This is a genomic window from Pseudalkalibacillus sp. A8, assembly GCF_045920555.1.
Classification (GTDB): Bacteria; Bacillota; Bacilli; order Bacillales; family Fictibacillaceae; genus Pseudalkalibacillus.
On sequence record NZ_CP174509.1, the window covers coordinates 4688385 to 4706550 of the forward strand.

Here is an 18166-nt window from a genome sequence, read left to right on the forward strand (position 1 = left end):
TTCTATGTCCTATTATAGAGTCATCTATAATCATTTACCATTTTGCGCTCGTAGCTCAGTTGGATAGAGCAATGGTTTCCGGTGCCATGAGTCGGGGGTTCGAATCCCTCCGAGCGCGCTAACGAAGAAAGACCGTCCTGCGGGGCGGTCTTTTTTCGTTATCATCGAGTGTTTTAGGTCAGGGCAATTAAGGCAAATTCGCAACACTCCTGCGGGAAAAGCGATCCAGGCGAGACCCCCGCAGCGAAAGGATCTTCGACTAACAACCACCACGTCCTGTGCAAGTGAGCGAGGAGGCTTGCGGATCGCCCGCGGAAAGGGAGTGAATTTCGCAAATTATCAATAAAAAATCTAGACACCCTTCACCATCTCCAAAATTTTTCCTTACCTTAAAAAGGACCTGAAAAGGCCATTTCAAGCCCTCAGGTCCCTCTTCCACTTTATTGAATTGGTACAATTCCTGCATAATCGGTCAAGTATCCGTCCGCAGGATAGGCCGGGATGTCATTCCAATGATCCGGATCGACTTCATGGATCTTGTTCGATGCGATCCCCATCAACAATTCTTTTAAGGCTAAATAGTTTTGCTTGGTCAAATATCCGTTTGATTTCTGACCTAGGTTTCCTTCACGGGTATTTCCTTTCGTTTCAAAAAAGATCGCAGGGTTGCTGTGTCCATCAGGGTTCAAATTATTGTAGTTCAACCCGAGCATCATCGCAGAAACCACTCCGCCTTTGATGTCTATATAATATTTCGCGTCGTCACCACCGACCTGATATTGATCGATGTGCGTGTATCCATAGCCGGTAAGCCTGTCATACACATATGCTTGCATTTGTTTTGTGACCTTATTGTAGTAACCGTCTTGCAATCCAGGGAGTGTAGGCCCATCTGGTGCCAACGAAATACCGAGTGAAAAACTGGTTGATTCATTTGTTCCATAGACGGTCTTAAAGCCTTGATGATGCAGATCGATCGCGAAATCCGGTTTAACATCTGTCCAATAGGAATAGACGGCTTCAGACTCCCTTGCTTCAAAACCATCCAGCGTCCAATCCCGATTGAGGTCTACATAAGCAGAGTCACTAACAGGTTCACTGTTCTCATCCATCAGCTGTGTTCCTCTAGTATTCATGATGCTTCCATCAGGATTGTACATCGGAATCACGTAAAGGGTAAGTTCATCCAGTAACGTTTTCACGTCTGGATTCCCTGAGCTACCTAATGTTTTTAAAAGTTGCATGACAGCCTCTGTCGTCAACTTCTCATCCCCATGGATCTGCGCTTGAACCCAGACTTTCGTATCTCCATTGCCGACTTTGGCAACGTAAATGCTCCGGTCTTGCTCTGATTTCCCGTATTCATCCAGTGTAGCTACTTCAATTTTTCCGTTGCTCTTCTGTTCGAGATGATAGAGCTGATCGACCATCTCTTCATAGGTCATGATGCTGCTGATATTATCGTTGCCATTTGTTGAGGGGCCGCCAGGTTGGGTGTTTCCGGCTGCATAAACGCCGCTAGTACCTAGTACTAACCCGAAAATGGACAGTAACGTAATGAATTTCATCAACTTTTGCACGTAATGAAAACCTCCTATATTATCCGCTGAAGTAGTTACCTAATATTGCTCCTATCTGGAATCAGTGTTTATTCCCCTTTCCAGCCGCTTTCAGGCAACGTATCCCAGAAAGATGTATCCGCTGTTTCGATCGAACCATCGGCAATCGCCTTCAAAGCAGCTTCCATGGCCACTACAGCTTGCTGAATCAAGTATCCGTTACTCTTTTGCCCTAATACGTATGGCTCATAATAATGATCAGCCATCCCTCTCATTTCCATTAGAAGTGTAGACACTCCGTATTCGAGGGCAATTCCATTTCTACCGATCGTCGGGGCTGTACCGCCTACATACTTAGAGAGTGTTCCGTACCCCTTAGCTTCGACTGCTTCATAGACCACTGAGCCGAGTTGTTTAGACTTTTCCACCACTTCAGGTGAAACATTCTCATTCGTAGGGTAAAGGATGGATCCAGATACAAGTTCGTCACTATCTCCTAATGTCGTTTGGGTACCCTGATGATGGAGATCGATCATGTAATCAGGTTGGTATTTTTGCAGGACATTTTCGTGGAACGCTTGTGTTTCCGGCTGTTCTTTTGCAACATGATCACGATTTAAATCCACTTCGTTAGCGTTATAACGCGTGTGTGTTCCTGATACATAATCTTCAAGTGAAAAATTGACGTCGCCTTCTGCACCATCAACGTTCAGGCGAGGGGCAACAAGCACATTCACGTTTGCGAGGATGTTCTGTACATCCTTCCCGTTCGATGTGAGGTGCTGAATCAATTTCAGTGCACCTTCTGTCGTCAAGGTTTCGTTTCCATGCTGTTGGGTTAAAAATAAAATAGTTGGATTATCAGGATTGCCCATGAATTTGGCGAGGTACAGATCTCTGTTTTTCACAGATTTTCCATATGATTCGACAGACAATGCTTCGGATTTCTTATCTTGCTTCTCCAAGAAATCAACCATTTCCTCATAATTGTGGAGCCTTTCATTTTTGATCGTCTCATTTCCATTGTAATTAGGACCCTCTCCTCCTGCATTTACATTACCGACAGGAAAGCTGAAAAGCATCCCAGCACTAAGTGCAACACTCGACAAAACAGTCATCGTTTTCTTCATCATTTTTTCCCTTCCTTTCGAAAATCGAAATATATATACATGATTCTTTTAAAGCTGACAAATTACCTTCAATATGAAAATAATCAGGAAGGAATAGCTAAAATTTCGACAAACTCGTTCATATTTTGACAAAATGAAGGTCTGAAGAACTAGGCTTATATGCTCGATTATCTTTTGGGGACCAGTGATAGCAGTTGCTCGACCGATTCGACATTCTTCCAGGTTATCATTTCTTGATCTTCTGAAACTCTCACGCTTTTAAATCGTCTATATATGAGGAGGTATTTTAAGGTAATCCTGTCATTGCGATGTGGGGTTTGACAAAATATGATATAATTTTGCAAAATGTAAACTTCATTATTACCGACTACTGATGGTGGTGAATATAGATATGGCTTCTCGAATGGAGCAGAAAAAGAAAAAACGCAAGAAGGGAAGTTTTCTGAAGAAGACTTTGTTGGTTTTGGTGATTCTTTTTATCGCAGTAGTAGGTTATGCAGCGATCCAATACTATCAAGGTCTGCAACAGGCAAAACCTTCTGCAGAGATGGAAAGTGATTATGAATTCAATCCCCCTGAGGAAGAAATCGAGGGGAAATATAATGTGCTTTTATTAGGAGTCGACGCTCGAGGAGAAGAGGACTCGAGAACGGATACGATCATGATTGCACAATACGATACCAATACCGAGGAAACAAAACTTGTTTCCTTAATGCGGGATTCTTACGTCGAAATACCTGGTTATAGTAAAAACAAGATCAATGCTGCCTTTTTCCATGGCGGCCCTGAGCTTTTACGAAAAACGATCAAGCATAACTTCGGTATAGACATCCATTACTATGCTTTGGTCGATTTCAAAGGGTTTGAGCATGTAGTAGATACGGTCGCACCGGATGGTATCGAGATGGATGTCGAAAAACGGATGTCCCAAAATATCGGTGTTACTCTGGAACCTGGTGTCCAGAATCTGAATGGGAAGGAATTACTCGGGTATGCAAGGTTCCGACATGATGCTGAAGGAGACTTCGGCCGGGTAAAACGTCAACAAAAAGTGATTACGGCAGTTAAAGATGAGTTCACAAGCCTGTATGGGATTTCCAAGCTTCCGAAGGTTATGGGGACGATCCAACCTTATATTGACACGAACATGAAAATGTTAACTGCTATAGGCCTTGCAAAAGATGTCATGTTGAATAAGAGTGAGATCGAGACGATGAAAATCCCGATCGATAACACGTGGAATGATCCAACCTACCAGGGTGTTGGCCAAGTGCTTGAAATGGATATGGAAGCAAACAAACAAGCATTGCAAGACTTCCTAGGAATTGATCCCAACTCAAGCAACATGACTACACAATCCGATGATGAAGAACCCGAATCATAAATAAAATTTGGCGAAGGCTGAGCCTAACTGAAGAAAGCAATTTATATTTTCTTTAAGTGAAGAGAAAAGCTGCCTCGAACATCTATGTAAGATGTTTAGGAGGCAGCTTTTTTTGGTGCTTTTTTCGTGCCAGGCACCGATTCAGCCCCCTTGGTGCGCCTGCGTTTCGAAAAGGTGCCTGGCACCATCTGAAAACCCTTGGGCCCCAACACTTCTAAAAGGGTGCCTGGTACACAACGTTTGGTTTATTCCTCTTTGCCCATCCCTCTGAGGAAGGCGAGGATAACGCGTATGGATCGGTTCACCTCGGGATCTTTCAAGGCTTTGATAAGTTGGAACATGCTGATCATGTCATCTTTTTCTTCCTCGACATCGGCTTCTAACATACCTTTATTGATTTTTTCCATGAATGGTTGCATATTTTTGAATTCGATCGTTCCCAAAAATCCGATGAAATCGACGACATTACGTGCGAACTTCGCATTATGTGGCCGGTTGATTTCCCGGAAGAAAGCGGAAGTCGCCAGGTCACGGTGGTTCACCAACGCATTGATCAATGGCAGCAGATCGCTTTCGTGCAGCCGGTCTACCAGGTGGATCAGCTCGATAATCGCGTCCTTACGCTCAGCTAATGCCTGTTCGATCTCCTCCATCCCTTTTTCACGGAATTCATCCTTGGATGGTACCAGAGGTTCTACTTTACGGGTAGGCTCAGCCATTACTTATTCACTTCCTTCTTGCGAATGACATTCCCTGGAAACACGTAATCATCGCGCTTCCATTTTTCCTCGATTTTAATCCCGATCTGCGGCTGCCGGTTACCGAATCGATGGTTGTTATGCGGAAGCGGCCTCTCACCTTCGAAGTTCAACAATTCCATCCTGACCGAAGTATCTTTATAAGCTGGTGTATCGGTATCCTTATCGACCTCGCTTGACGTCAATTTGTTCACTGCAAGATCACCATTGTCATTAAGAGGAATATAAAGCTCCTTCCCTTTCACTCGCTCTGTAACAACGACTCTGCCTTTGACTGACCCCGTCCTAGACGTCAGCCTTACTGTAGAACCGTCTTTCAGTCCGCGCTCTTTTGCCAGATCAGGAGATACTTCAATGAAACAGAATGGCGTTTTCCGGGTAATCCCTTCCGATTTGTAGGTCATATTCCCTTCATGGAAGTGCTCAAGCAATCGTCCGCTATTGACGTGAAGGTCGTATTCCCCGTCGGTACCCGTTGGCTCTGTCCAATCGACGAAATACAATCTAGCTTTTCCATCATCAAAATGGAATTTCTCTTCATAAAGCATAGGCATGTCAATCCCCTCTTCATCGACAGGCCAGACAAGACTTTTATATCCTTCCAACCGTTCATAGGATACACCTGCAAACATCGGCGTCAGCTTAGCGATTTCATCCATGATCTCTGCTGGGCCTTGATAATCCCAACCCGCTCCAAGTTCATTCGCGATCATTTGCGTGATTTCCCAATCCGGTTTTGTATCTCCAAGTGTTGGAAGTGCAGGATAGATACGCTGGATTCGACGTTCCATATTCACGAAAGTTCCTTCTTTTTCAAGACTCGGTACTGCCGGTAAAATGACATCCGCAAATTCAGATGTCCTTGATAAAAACAAGTCCTGGACAACGAAGAAATCTAGTTGTCCAAAACCGCGCTGGACGTAATTTGCGTTTGCATCCACAATTCCCATATCCTCACCTTGAAGATAAAGGGCACGTAAAGACCCTTCATGAATGGCATCGACCATCCCGTGGTTGGTCAGTCCAGGTTCACCTGGTAAATCAACTCCCCACGTATCTTCGAACTTTTTACGGATCTCATCATCCTGCACATCCTGGTATCCAGGGAATGTGTTTGGCATGCTGCCGAAATCGCTGCAACCTTGTACGTTGTTATGCCCTCTCAGCGGATAAGCTCCCGTACCATGACGTCCGTAGTTGCCAGTTACGATCAACAAATTAGAGATCGCTGTGCTGGTATCACTTCCGCCTCTTTGCTGCGTAATACCCATCGCCCAGCAAATCACAGTCGAACCAGATCTGTGGATTTCCTCTGCAATTTTGATCATCGTCTCCTTCGAAAGCCCTGTTACCTCTTCAGCATAATCGAGGGTGAACTTCTTAATCTTTTCAAAATATTCTCCGACATTGATCACTCGTTTTTTCAAAAATTCCTCGTCATGCCAGCCTTGTTCGATAATATAATTCGTTACTGCTGACAGCCAGACAAGGTCTGAGCCTGGTTTCGGCTTGATGAATAAGTCCGCACGTTCTGCCATCTCATGTTCACGGATATCAGCAACAATCATCCTCTGGCCGAACAGTTTTTGTGCTTTTTTGATCCTTGATGCCAAAACAGGATGTGATTCCGCAGTGTTTGAACCAACCGTGATCACAAGGTCTGCAGTCGCAATATCGTCGATCGAACCGGCATCCCCGCCATAACCGACAGTCCGGAACAAGCCTTTTGTTGCAGGAGACTGACAGTACCTTGAACAATTATCGACATTGTTCGTACCAAAGACCTGTCGGGAAAGCTTTTGCATCAAGTAGGACTCTTCGTTCGTCGCTTTGGAGGAAGCGATGAATCCAAGCGCATCCGGACCGCTTTCGGCATGGATCTCTTTCAATCTTTTTGCTATATACGAAATCGCCTCATCCCATTCCACTTCCTTGAACGCATCCCCGTGCCGGATAAGAGGCTTTGTCAACCGCTCTTCACTATTTACGTAATCCCAGCCGAATTTCCCTTTCACGCAGGTCGAAATCCCGTTGGCTGGCGCTTCAGGCTGTGGCTGGATTTTTAAAATATGCCGGCCCTTCGTCCAAACATCAAAACTGCAGCCCACTCCACAATACGTACAAACCGTTTTCGTTTTCTCAATACGATCCTCCCGCATTTCCGCTTCGGTATCTGAAATCGCGAACAATGGACCGAATCCAGACTCCACATTTTTCGTAAAATCAATCATCGACCTCAACGTGCCTTGTTCAACGTCTGTCAGATATCCTGCTTCTTTGATCATTGATTTTTCCATGAGCGCGTTACACGGACAGACGGTTACACATTGACCACAGTTGACACAAGAAGATTCATCAATCGGTACATCGTTATCCCAGAGAACGCGTGGCTGCTCCCGTTCCCAATCGATCGTCAGCGTTTCATTGACCTCGACATCCTGGCAAACCTCGACACAACGACCGCATAATATGCATTGGTTCGGATCATACCGGTAGAACGAACCTGAATCATCAATGTCGTATCCCTTCTCTTTGAAAGGAAGCTGTTGGTGTTCCTTCTGCATCTCAGCCACCGTGTTATGGATATTGCATCGTCCATTATTGTAATCACAAACCGTACAATACAATTCATGCTTGTGTAAAATCTGGTCCATTGCTAGATCCTGAGCTTTATGTACATCTTCGTGCTGCGTACTGATTTCCATATCCGCTTCAAGTTTCGTCCCGCAAGCCCTCTTCAGTTTCCCATTCACTTCCACGATGCACGTATCACAACTCTGGATCGGACCTAGGCTTTCGTGAAAACAGATGGCTGGTACACTGACATCTTCTACTTCTAAAAATTGCAATACGTTCTGCCCCTCTGATGTCTGATACTCCACCCCATTGACATTGACTCGAACCATTTCCTCAGACACAGTTGAAACCTCCTCATTTTTCTCAATCACAAATAGAGCAAGCGATCATTGATGGAATTTCGCTGCTCTCAAAATACCTTATCTAGTACTCTGTTTCCCGTTCAATCTTGCTGTAAACCATCTATCAATATTCCAGCGAGCCTCTTCCACTTTCATTTCTTTCAAACAATTGAATGTTTAAAACCGATAAGAACGGGAAAAATGATATGATGTATACATAGATTCTTACATAAGGGTTATAGGTTCATTTTAAAAGTTTTCTTAAATTCAAATGTTGATTTTTTCAGATAAAGCATAAAGCGAAATTTGCGACTCTCCTGCGGGAAAAGCGAGCCAGGCAAGACCCTGCATCGATTTAAGGATCTTCGAGTATAATAATGAACTTCGACTAAATACCACCACGTCCCTATGGTGAACGTCGAAGCCAGCATAAGGAAAGCTTCTAAGAATTCTCATCGCAGACACGAAAATGATTTCATTTTTGTGTTGAGATCCATGTGCAAGTGAGGAGGCTTGCGGTTCGCCAGCGGAAAGGGAGTGAATTTCGCGAAAAGCAACAAGTGAAAATAACAGAGCTTTTGAAAAAGGAAAAAAAACGTCGAACGAAAAAACCGATGGTAAGAGCCTAAAAGTTTGACCTATATTGACCTATTGAGTAAGATGAAGTAAAGCCATAAAGATACTTATGGAAAGAGGAGGATTTCTGAAATGAACTTGATCCCAACAGTTATTGAACAGACGAACCGCGGGGAACGTGCCTATGATATTTACTCCCGCCTTCTAAAAGATCGTATCATCATGTTAGGAAGCGCGATCGATGACAATGTTGCAAACTCGATTGTAGCGCAATTATTATTCTTAGCTGCTGAAGATCCTGACAAAGACATTTCGCTTTATATCAACAGTCCTGGAGGATCCATCACTTCAGGTATGGCGATTTATGATACGATGCAATTCATCAAGCCGAAAGTCAGCACAATCTGTATCGGTATGGCAGCATCAATGGGGGCATTCTTACTTACAGCTGGAGAACCTGGAAAGCGTTTCGCACTTCCGAACAGTGAAGTGATGATCCACCAACCACTAGGCGGAACACAAGGTCAAGCGGCTGACATTGAAATCCATGCTCGTCGAATCATCGAAATGCGTGAAAAACTAAACAAAATCATCGCAGAACGTTCAGGGCAACCACTAGAAGTTGTTGAACGTGACACAGATCGAGATAAGTTCATGAGTGCTCTTGCAGCGAAAGAATACGGTCTGATTGACGAGGTCATCGAAAAACCGGTAACCCAAGATAGTAAATAATCGTTCAAGAGACTGGCTCCGATTAAATCGGGGTCAGTTTTTTGTTGCCAAATGCTAGTGATCATAAACACACATTCTAATGGTTTTACCGAAGCTTTGCCTGGCAATACGGACAATACTTCGGTAACCGATTGAAGGTCAAGCCAGGCGGCTTGAATGCTTTTCTGCACACTTGGCAATTTGAACGGTAAGATTGATTGGTGCGCCCAATCCTGATCCGCAAATAGAAAAACAGGGCGAGGATCAGAAAAAAACCGATCCATACAAGGTTGAGCATCTTGGATCTCTCCCCTCTTCTCTATTAATCCTGTACCTCGGTTCAATGTATATTTTAAGAATACCAGAAATAGTAATGAGGGAGGACAAAATTTCGGGGTGATCACTTGAAAGAACTCGATGGTCGACTTAATGTTGAAGATCTGGAAACATGTAACTTACCATTTTGTGGACAAACGACAGAGGAGGCACCTCACTTTAATGCTGAAGCTTACAACAACGTTGAAAAGAAAATCATCGATGTATCACTTAAAACATATAAAGGGAAATGGGTCATCCTCTTTTTCTATGGAAGTGATTTTACTTTCGTTTGACCGACTGAATTAGCGGCGGTCGCTGCTATTTTATCCTAAGCTGCGTTCATTGAATGCAGAAGTGTTGGCAATCAGCACAGACAGTGTACACGCACATAAAGTATTCACCGAAACCTCTCCTTCGGCTTCAAAAGTCAATTTTCCGTTGGTCAGCGATCGGAACCAGGTGATCACCCGTGCCTATCGTGTACTGGATGAAAAGAAAGGAGCGGCGCTTCGGGCTACTGTGATTATCGATCCTGACGGAGTGATCGTTTCCAAACTGGTCAATCCTCTTGAGGTTGGGCGGAACATTTTTGAAATTTTAAGATTGCTTCAGGGAATCCAGCATGGACGGAAAACAGGCGAAGGCGTCCCAGCCAACTGGTTACCCGGCCAACCAGGCATAAAGAGGAATTCGATTATGATCGGGAAAATCTGACATCGCCTTCTAGATAATCAAAAAGCGAATTATGAAGATGATTTCGGTATTTCCTTGGCCGGAGTCTTTTTGCTGATATTTCCGAAATTCACTCCTGAACAGTGATCTGAAAGAAAAGTGGAAGCGACCCGATTAGTCACTGGAAAGCTGACGAGGAGGCTCGAACTAAACAAAGTTCGGTTGTGCGTTGGTAAGCACTTCAACCTAAAATAATGGCATCCTTTTCAAAGATGTACATGAATTTTTAGTGGAAATCTATTCTGTTGATATGTACAAAACTGTCACGACCCCTTTCTTTGTTTTTCTATGTGCTCTCCAGCCGCCTTAGTTGGAAAACATAATTTTTAAAAAACAGTGTTTGACTCTTTTTGACGGCCATGCTAGTATTCTTTTATTAATCCAATTTATAAATCTCTTATTCAGAGTGGTGGAGGGACTGGCCCTATGAAACCCGGCAACCGACCAAACGATGGAGCTTGGTGCCAATTCCAGCAAAGCGAATGCTTTGAGAAATGAGAGAGGTCTTTCAAATCGAAACCTCTCCTCCGAGAGGTTTTTTTGTGATTGACAGTCAAATATCGACGTTCCACAGGTGCTGGACCTCTATGCAGTTCCAGCTTAAAAGGGAAGTCCGGTGAGATTCCGGCACGGTCCCGCCACTGTATTTGGGAGCAGCCTGCAAGCATGTCACTATCTCAGTATGGGAAGGCGCAGGTTTGTGAAGAGCATAAGTCAGGAGACCTGCCTATGGAACCCTACACTACGACCTACGAGGAATAGGCAGGTGTTGGCATCTTACGGGATTCGTCTGTCTTCTTCGACAGCTTTTTCCCTATGCCGCTCCGCCGTCTCTCTTCTAGGAAAGAGGGATTTTTTTATTGGATTGAAAAAAGAAACATGGAGGAATGGCAATGCAAAAAGCAAAAAGTTCAACCATCGGTTACCCGAGAATCGGTGAAAAACGTGAATGGAAGAAAGCACTTGAACAGTTTTGGAAAGGAAAGCGGACCGAAAAGGGATTGCTTGAGGAAATGGAACAGCTTCGCTTGCAGGACTTAAAGAAGCAAAAGGATCTTGGCGTCGACTGGATCCCAACCGGGGACTTCAGCTATTATGATCATGTGCTTGATACAGCAGTCATGTTCGGATTCATCCCGCAGCGTTTCCAGTCATCAGGGGAAGAATCGCTGCTTCAAACGTATTTTGATATCGCCCGCGGGAACAAGGTAGCAGTCGCGTCCGAAATGACCAAATGGTTCAATACCAATTACCACTATATCGTCCCTGAAATTGAAAACGATGCAAAACCTTACCTGACAGAAAATCGCCCGCTTTCCTATTTCCTTGAAGCGAAAGAAAAGCTAGGCATTATTAGTAAGCCAGTTCTTCTCGGCCCGATCACCTTTTTAAAACTTGCGAAAGGGTATGAAAAGGAAACGTTTGGAAATCTTCTGGAAGCACTTGTTCCTCTATACATACAAGTGCTGCAGGAACTGAAAAAGGAAGGCGCAGAATGGGTCCAGATCGATGAACCGATTTTATGCACGGGCCTGGACAAAGAAGAGCTTGCCTATTTTAAAGAAGTCTATGGTAACATTCGACTGGAACTTCCTGAATTGAAAGTCCTTCTGCAAACGTATTTTGAATCGATCAATCACTATGAAGAAGTCCTGTCTCTCCCTGTCGACGGCATCGGAATCGATTTCATCCATGATGATGGAGAAAACCTTGCCGCTCTGAAAAAACATGGCTTCCCTGCTGACAAAACCCTTGCCGCAGGTCTCATCGATGGCCGGAACGTATGGCGCAGTGATTTGGAGAAAACATGGCAGCAAATTGAAGTGATACGTAAGCATGTCAATGATGAACAATTGGTCATCCAGCCATCCTGCAGCCTGCTGCACGTACCGGTTACGACCGATTCAGAAGAACGATTAGATGATGAACTGAAGCACGCTTTGGCCTTTGCTGACCAGAAATTACAGGAGACCGTCCTTTTGACCAAAGGTGTAAACGATGGAAAAGACAGTATCGCTGCTGAGGTAGAGAAGCAGATGAGCCGTCTTGATCAGTTTTGGAATTCAACGGAACGCAACAACCCGGACGTTCAGGAGGAAGTGGAAAAATGGAAAGGAAAAGAGCCAGCCCGTGCCCTCCCTTTCATCGAACGCCAGGCTTTGCAGCAGGACGTTTTCCAGCTACCTTTACTGCCTACCACAACCATCGGAAGCCTTCCGCAAACGACGGAAATCAGGCAGGCACGCTCCCGTTTCCGTAAAGGGAAATGGTCAACAGAAGCTTACGAAACCTTCGTTAAAGAAAAAACATCCGAATGGATTGATCTCCAAGAAGAAATTGGACTCGATGTTCTCGTTCATGGAGAATTCGAACGGAACGATATGGTCGAATACTTTGGTGAAAAGCTCAAAGGATTCGCCTTTACAGATTATGCGTGGGTTCAATCTTACGGTTCCCGTTGTGTGAAGCCGCCGATCATTTTTGGTGATGTAGCTTTACCAGAGCCGATGACCGTCAAGGAAATCATCTATGCCCAGTCACTCACGAAGAAACCGGTCAAAGGAATGCTTACAGGACCGATCACGATTCTGAACTGGTCCTTCGTCAGAGATGACATAAAACCGTCCGAGGTCACAAAACAAATCGCCCTGGCATTGCAAAAAGAAATCAAGTATTTGGAAGACAACGGCATCGGCATGATTCAGGTTGATGAACCTGCACTCCGCGAAGGCTTGCCGCTGAAAAAAGACAAACAGCAAGCGTATCTTAATGAAGCTATCTATGCGTTCAGAATCGCTACTTCATCGGTGAAAAATGAAACACAAATCCATACTCATATGTGTTACTCCGAATTCGGGGAAATCATCGATACGATCGACCAACTGGATGCAGACGTCATTTCGATTGAGGCTGCCCGTAGTCACGGCGAATTAATTGAAGACTTTGAGAAAATCGGGTACGACAAAGAAATCGGACTTGGCGTGTACGATATTCATAGTCCTCGCGTCCCAAGTATCGAAGAAATGGAAAAAAGCATTCTCCGTGCTTTGCAGGTCCTTGACCCCCGCCAATTCTGGGTCAACCCTGATTGCGGCTTGAAGACCCGCGGTATCGAAGAATCCATCGCCGCCCTGAAAAATATGCAGGAAGCAGCCCTTCGTGTACGAGAAAAGCAGACAACTTCGGTACAAGGATAATCGAAGACTGTTGTGATCGCATTTTTGATCAAGCTCCCCTTTTTCTTTCAAAGATAGATAAATAAATGTTAAATGCCTGTCCCATCGGTGGGACAGGCACTTTTTTCATTGTTATTTTTGTCTTGATAAGAATTCGCCAATAACTCTTTTACCTGATTACGACAAACCGGATTGTGCATTTTTTCGTTTCACTTCATCTATAATCGTTCCTGAACTGGCAAACAATGTTGTTAAGTACAGAGAGACCCAGACACTTATGGGTCATCCCCATCTTATTAAATGACAAGGTTGATGCGATTTCCGGAAGGATCCTCCGACCAGAGAACGCCGTCTACTTTTTCCACAATAAAACCTAGTGAAGTTAATCGTTCAACAGTCTCCTTCAATCTTTGATGATTTGGAAAGTTGATCGTATACCACTTCATCCCGACTACATTTACAGGCGGCCGCTGTGCACCTGTTCCATTCCAGGTGTTCAATCCGACATGATGATGATAACCGCCAGAAGCCACAAATAAAGCCTGGTGACGGAATGGTACCGTTATTTCGAAACCTAGCCCATCAGTATAAAAACGCTTCGCTTCTTGAAGATCATTGACATGGAGGTGTATATGCCCCATCACTGTTTCAGCAGGAAGTCCTCCCCATGCTTTTCCGTCAGCTTCCTTCAGCAAGCCTTCCATATCAAGCGGATCACTGACAAACGGCAGTTCACCATTCTCCCAAGTCCATTTCTCGGCTGGACGATCCGTGTAGATTTCAATACCATTCCCATCTGGGTCAGCTAAGTATAGCGCTTCACTGAACAAATGATCCGCTCCGCCTTGGAGAGGATATCCCTTTTCTATAAGCCTTGTTAATGATGCACCAAGGTTTTCCCTTGTCGGTACCAGGATCGCAAAATGGTACAGTCCGGTCGATCTTGTTCGTTTCGGTTGAGCATCCCTATTCTCTTCTAACGTGATAAGAGCTTTTGTACCATCAACTGTCAGCGATGCCGCTCCCTCTTGTTTCTCTAAAACTGAAAAGCCTAAGACATCCGTATAAAAATCGAGAGAACGATCAAGATCAGAAACAACCAGATGCACAAGACCCACATATATGTTTGAATGACCGTGAAATTTCATTTTCAATTCCTCCTACTTACTTTTAATAAGTTGTTGACTTTAGTATACCACACTTCTTGTTACTTACAATAAGTAAGTTGATAATTATAAAATCCTCCTAAATCAGCGGACAGATTATGGAATTTACCTGATTAACCCTATTTTTTACTAGACGAACCTTAGTTTTGGTTACATTAAAAAATCCGATTCACAAAAAAACACCGCTCCTTCTGATTCAGGAGCAGTGTTTATGTACTTATTCAGCTGTTGTAATGTATTTTTCTAATGCATTGAGTGCCTCTTCTTCATCTCTACCGTCTGTCACGATCGTTACTTGCGAACCTGATCCTACAGCCAGGCTCATAATTCCCATGATGCTTTTCGCATTCACTTTCTTTCCGTCTTTCTCTAAAAATACATCTGCTGAAAAACGATTCGCTTCTTGAACGAAGAGCGCTGCTGGACGAGCCTGCAAGCCGGTTTTCAATTCAACCGTCAACTTTTTTTCTAACAATGGATCATTCCTCCTTGTACATTCCTATATATGATTTATATATCGATTTTTTATAATAATGCACGGTTATTCTTCATTGTGCGATTTTTGCGAAATTCACTCCCTTTCCGCGGGCTAAAGAAAAGCGGAAGCGATCTGCTTAGTCACGTAGGTCACTGGAAGACTGACCAGGAGGCTGTGCCTTAGCTGAACTTATACTGAAGAAAGTATTTAATACTTTCTTCAAATGTAAATAATCAAACTACTTAATTTAACAGCGCCTAAAATAAATGTAAAAAAGTTACGCTAAGCTTCTTTGCAACTTGAAAGGCAGACAGGCTGTTCCCTTGCTGGCCTATATGTAAGCGTTAACTTAACTTTGAAAAAAAAACGCCTGCTTTACATTTTTCCCAGGCGTATTTTATTGGCCATTTCATCAAGCTTACGTAGTCGATGATTGATGCCAGATTTACTGATTGGACCAGAAGTGACGAGTTCTCCAAGCTCTTGTAGTGTAACATCCTGATATTTTACGCGCAGTTCGGCGATTTCCCTCAGTTTGTCAGGCAGTTTCTCCAATCCGAGTTCACGTTCGATCAAACGGATGTTCTCGACTTGGCGCAAGGAGGCTCCGACGGTTTTATTCAGATTCGCTGTTTCGCAGTTCACGAGACGGTTCACTGAATTACGCATGTCCTTCATGATCCGGACATCTTCAAAATACAGCAGAGCATTATGAGCGCCAATCAAAGTCAGAAATTCAGAGATCTTTTCTCCTTCTTTCAAGTAGATGATAAATCCTTTTTTTCTCTCTAACATTTTTGCATTCAGGTCGAAAGTATTCATCAGTTCCAACAGAGATTGGGTATGCTCTTCATACATCGAGAATATTTCCAGATGATATGAAGTTTCCGGATGGTTCAGGGATCCACCTGCAAGGAAAGCGCCTCTTAAATATGATCGTTTACAACAGTTTTTCTTGGTGATCTCTTTTGAAACGTCCCTCTTGAAGGAAAAGCCTTCGCCCATTATATCCAGTTCGTTCAATAACGCCTGCGAATTTTGCTTGATTCGGACAATGTAGACGTTATTCTTTTTCAATCTCATTTTCTTCCTGACGAGCAGTTCAGCTGGGTAACTGTACAACTGCTTGATCAATGTATAAATCCTACGTGCAATTGCAGCATTTTCGGTAGGAATATCAAGTATGATTTCCCTGTTCGCTAATGAAATCGAACCGTTCATTCGAATCAGGGCCGACAGCTCAGCCTTCGAACAGCACTTTTTCAACTCAAGCTTCGTCAGTTCTTTTTTCGTATCTGAAGCAAAGGACACCACGTACACCCCCTCTTCATTTCCTGTACCGGGGTCTAATAATCTGACACTAAATCTAAAATGATTTCTGAAACACGCTTCGCATCATGTCTGATAAGCGAATCATTATATTGAACTATTTTATCACTGATTACCTCAAAGCCAAAGGATTTTAGCCTCTTCTCATCATATTCGACAGGCTCTCCACCTTCTGCTTCATATTTCGTCAACACATCTTCAGGTACTTTATCATTATTGACAATAATCGTATCAATTATCTGCTGGCCAATATGAGAGACGAGTATATTCACATGATCAGAAGCGGTGAAGTGGTCGGTCTCGCCCGGCTGTGTCATCACATTGCAAATATAGACTTTCTTGGCAGCAGAATTCTTGATCTCTTCAGTAATTCCTGGTACGAGTAAGCTTGGAAGTATGCTCGTATATAAGCTTCCCGGTCCGATCAGGATCAGATCAGCGTCCCGGATCGCCCGTAAACTTTCATCAAGCGGCTTTACAGTATCTGGTGTCAGGAAGACCCGGACGATCTTTTTACCGGTATGCGGTATTTTCGACTCACCTGATACGATTGACCCATCATTCATCTGGGCATTCAAGATGACACGATGGTCGGAAGCAGGCAATACTTTTCCGCGTACGTTCAAAACCTTTGACAATTCCCGGATTCCCGTCACGAAATTACCGGTGATGTCTGACATAGCAGCCAACAATAGATTTCCTAGCGAGTGTCCTGATAAGCCATTTCCATTGGTAAAACGATGCTGGAACAATTGCTCGACAAGCGGCTCAACTTCTGAAAGGGCAGCTAATACATTTCGGATGTCTCCCGGAGGAATGATATCGAGCTCTTCCCTCAATCTCCCCGAACTCCCGCCATCATCAGCAACCGTAACGATTGCTGTAATATCAACGGGGAATTTCTTCAACCCTCTCAACAGGACCGACAATCCTGTTCCCCCGCCGAAGACGGCTACTTTAGGCCTTCGTTTCAATCTCTGGTACCTTTTTATCTTTCTTGATATCACGGTGGCTGCTATGAACGTGATATTCTTTTCTTAAATAATCCTTCAAGTGTTCAGCAAGGGTGACTGAACGATGCTTTCCGCCTGTACAACCGACCGCAATCACAAGCTGGCTTTTTCCTTCCCGTTTGTAATGGGGAATGATGAAGTCCAGTAGAGCGGTAAGCTTTTCGATGAATTTCTGCGTCTCAGACCACTTGAGTACATATGAAGATACTTCTTCCTCTAAGCCGGTTTTTGGACGCATATGCTCGACATAATGAGGGTTCGGCAAGAAACGGACATCGAACACGAGGTCGGCATCAATCGGCATACCGTATTTAAAGCCGAAAGACACCACATTGATCGTGAACGGATGGGATTCATTCGTCTTATACCGATCAATGATCGTTTCCCGGAGCTGCTTCGGTTTCATATCAGTCGTATTTAAAATTTTTTGGGCTCTTCCTTTCAGCTCTTCAAGCAATTCTCTTTCATTTTTGATTCCATCAAGCGGCAAACCATCAGGAGCAAGTGGATGTGAACGCCGAGTCTCTTTATAGCGTTGCACCAGTGTTGCATCCTCTGCATCCAAAAAGAGAATATGCGGTTTTACAATTGAGGAATCTGTCAGTTCATCGATCGTTTCAAACAGCTGATCGAAAAACTCCCTTCCGCGCAAATCCATGACAAGGGCTACTTTCGTCAGCTTGCCAGTGGAATCTTCCATCAGCTCGACGAACTTCGGAAGGAGCGCTGGCGGCAGGTTATCGACACAGAAATAGCCAAGGTCCTCGAAGCTTTGCATCGCTACCGTTTTTCCTGCTCCGGACATTCCGGTGATGATGACCATCTTGAATTCTTGTTGTTCCATCTATACCCCGCCTTTCTTATTAACCTTCATAGTAATACAGGCCTGATCTAACCCCAAATGTTGATAAACATTCA

Annotated in this window: 12 protein-coding genes, 1 tRNA gene, 1 pseudogene and 2 riboswitches; of the genes and pseudogenes, 5 read left to right on the forward strand and 9 right to left on the reverse strand. The window is 44.0% G+C overall.

Annotation, left to right across the window (positions count from 1 at the left end):
- The first annotated feature begins 44 nt into the window (after positions 1-44).
- Positions 45-118: transfer RNA gene (locus tag ACJROX_RS23965), tRNA-Arg, on the forward strand.
- 322 nt (positions 119-440) lie between these two features.
- Here the strand turns inward: ACJROX_RS23965 and ACJROX_RS23970 are convergent.
- Complete coding sequence (locus tag ACJROX_RS23970) at positions 441-1580, reverse strand: M14 family zinc carboxypeptidase (protein WP_408007720.1); 1140 nt, start codon at positions 1578-1580, stop codon at positions 441-443.
- Positions 1581-1648: 68 nt separating this feature from the next.
- The gene (locus ACJROX_RS23975) at positions 1649-2692 is read right to left on the reverse strand and encodes a M14 family metallopeptidase (RefSeq protein WP_408007721.1); all 1044 of its coding nucleotides are present in this window, start codon (positions 2690-2692) and stop codon (positions 1649-1651) included.
- 388 nt (positions 2693-3080) lie between these two features.
- Here ACJROX_RS23975 and ACJROX_RS23980 point away from each other — a divergent pair, with 388 nt between their 5' ends.
- Positions 3081-4073: an LCP family protein gene (locus ACJROX_RS23980; protein ID WP_408007722.1), complete on the forward strand. Its 993-nt coding sequence runs from the start codon at positions 3081-3083 to the stop codon at positions 4071-4073.
- A gap of 245 nt (positions 4074-4318) precedes the next feature.
- Here ACJROX_RS23980 and ACJROX_RS23985 read toward each other — a convergent pair whose 3' ends face one another.
- Complete coding sequence (locus ACJROX_RS23985; protein WP_408007723.1) at positions 4319-4792, reverse strand: DUF1641 domain-containing protein; 474 nt, start codon at positions 4790-4792, stop codon at positions 4319-4321.
- Complete coding sequence (fdhF, locus tag ACJROX_RS23990; protein ID WP_408011756.1) at positions 4792-7737, reverse strand: formate dehydrogenase subunit alpha; 2946 nt, start codon at positions 7735-7737, stop codon at positions 4792-4794. The genes ACJROX_RS23985 and fdhF overlap by 1 nt, the downstream gene beginning before the upstream one ends.
- Positions 7738-8457: 720 nt before the next feature.
- On the opposite strand from fdhF, the gene clpP reads away from it, so the two are divergent.
- The 3 genes and pseudogenes from clpP (at position 8458) to metE (ending at position 13283) form a co-directional block, all read left to right on the forward strand.
- A complete protein-coding gene (gene clpP, locus ACJROX_RS23995; RefSeq protein WP_408007724.1) occupies positions 8458-9057 on the forward strand; it encodes an ATP-dependent Clp endopeptidase proteolytic subunit ClpP in 600 nt (199 codons plus the stop codon).
- Between the two features lie 419 nt (positions 9058-9476).
- Positions 9477-10068, forward strand: a pseudogene (locus ACJROX_RS24000) (peroxiredoxin).
- A gap of 412 nt (positions 10069-10480) precedes the next feature.
- Positions 10481-10587, forward strand: a riboswitch (SAM riboswitch).
- Between the two features lie 54 nt (positions 10588-10641).
- A riboswitch (cobalamin riboswitch) is annotated at positions 10642-10832 on the forward strand.
- Between the two features lie 147 nt (positions 10833-10979).
- Positions 10980-13283 carry a 5-methyltetrahydropteroyltriglutamate--homocysteine S-methyltransferase gene (gene metE, locus ACJROX_RS24005; protein ID WP_408007726.1) on the forward strand — a complete coding sequence of 768 codons (2304 nt, stop codon included), beginning with the start codon at positions 10980-10982 and terminating at the stop codon, positions 13281-13283.
- 275 nt (positions 13284-13558) lie between these two features.
- Here the strand turns inward: metE and ACJROX_RS24010 are convergent, their stop codons facing one another.
- From ACJROX_RS24010 to rapZ, 5 genes are all read right to left on the reverse strand, one after another.
- Complete coding sequence (locus ACJROX_RS24010; RefSeq protein WP_408007727.1) at positions 13559-14410, reverse strand: VOC family protein; 852 nt, start codon at positions 14408-14410, stop codon at positions 13559-13561.
- 235 nt (positions 14411-14645) lie between these two features.
- Positions 14646-14903: an HPr family phosphocarrier protein gene (locus ACJROX_RS24015; RefSeq protein WP_408007728.1), complete on the reverse strand. Its 258-nt coding sequence runs from the start codon at positions 14901-14903 to the stop codon at positions 14646-14648.
- Between the two features lie 378 nt (positions 14904-15281).
- Positions 15282-16217, reverse strand: a complete 936-nt coding sequence (gene whiA, locus ACJROX_RS24020) for a DNA-binding protein WhiA (protein ID WP_408007729.1) — start codon at positions 16215-16217, stop codon at positions 15282-15284.
- A gap of 35 nt (positions 16218-16252) precedes the next feature.
- On the reverse strand, positions 16253-17209 hold the full coding sequence (yvcK, locus tag ACJROX_RS24025; protein WP_408007730.1) for a uridine diphosphate-N-acetylglucosamine-binding protein YvcK: 957 nt from the start codon (positions 17207-17209) through the stop codon (positions 16253-16255).
- Positions 17193-18092 carry an RNase adapter RapZ gene (rapZ, locus tag ACJROX_RS24030; protein ID WP_408007731.1) on the reverse strand — a complete coding sequence of 300 codons (900 nt, stop codon included), beginning with the start codon at positions 18090-18092 and terminating at the stop codon, positions 17193-17195. Before rapZ ends, yvcK begins: the two co-directional genes overlap by 17 nt.
- Between the last annotated feature and the right edge of the window lie 74 nt (positions 18093-18166).

Excerpts from the sequence above, each read along its gene's own strand:
- ACJROX_RS23975 (WP_408007721.1), bottom strand. The coding sequence starts at position 2,692 with ATGATGAAGAAAACGATGACTGTTTTGTCGAGTGTTGCACTTAGTGCT.
- ACJROX_RS23980 (WP_408007722.1), top strand. The coding sequence starts at position 3,081 with ATGGCTTCTCGAATGGAGCAGAAAAAGAAAAAACGCAAGAAGGGAAGT.
- ACJROX_RS23985 (WP_408007723.1), bottom strand. The coding sequence starts at position 4,792 with ATGGCTGAGCCTACCCGTAAAGTAGAACCTCTGGTACCATCCAAGGAT.
- fdhF (WP_408011756.1), bottom strand. The coding sequence starts at position 7,737 with ATGGTTCGAGTCAATGTCAATGGGGTGGAGTATCAGACATCAGAGGGG.
- clpP (WP_408007724.1), top strand. The coding sequence starts at position 8,458 with ATGAACTTGATCCCAACAGTTATTGAACAGACGAACCGCGGGGAACGT.
- metE (WP_408007726.1), top strand. The coding sequence starts at position 10,980 with ATGCAAAAAGCAAAAAGTTCAACCATCGGTTACCCGAGAATCGGTGAA.
- ACJROX_RS24010 (WP_408007727.1), bottom strand. The coding sequence starts at position 14,410 with ATGAAATTTCACGGTCATTCAAACATATATGTGGGTCTTGTGCATCTG.
- rapZ (WP_408007731.1), bottom strand. The coding sequence starts at position 18,092 with ATGGAACAACAAGAATTCAAGATGGTCATCATCACCGGAATGTCCGGA.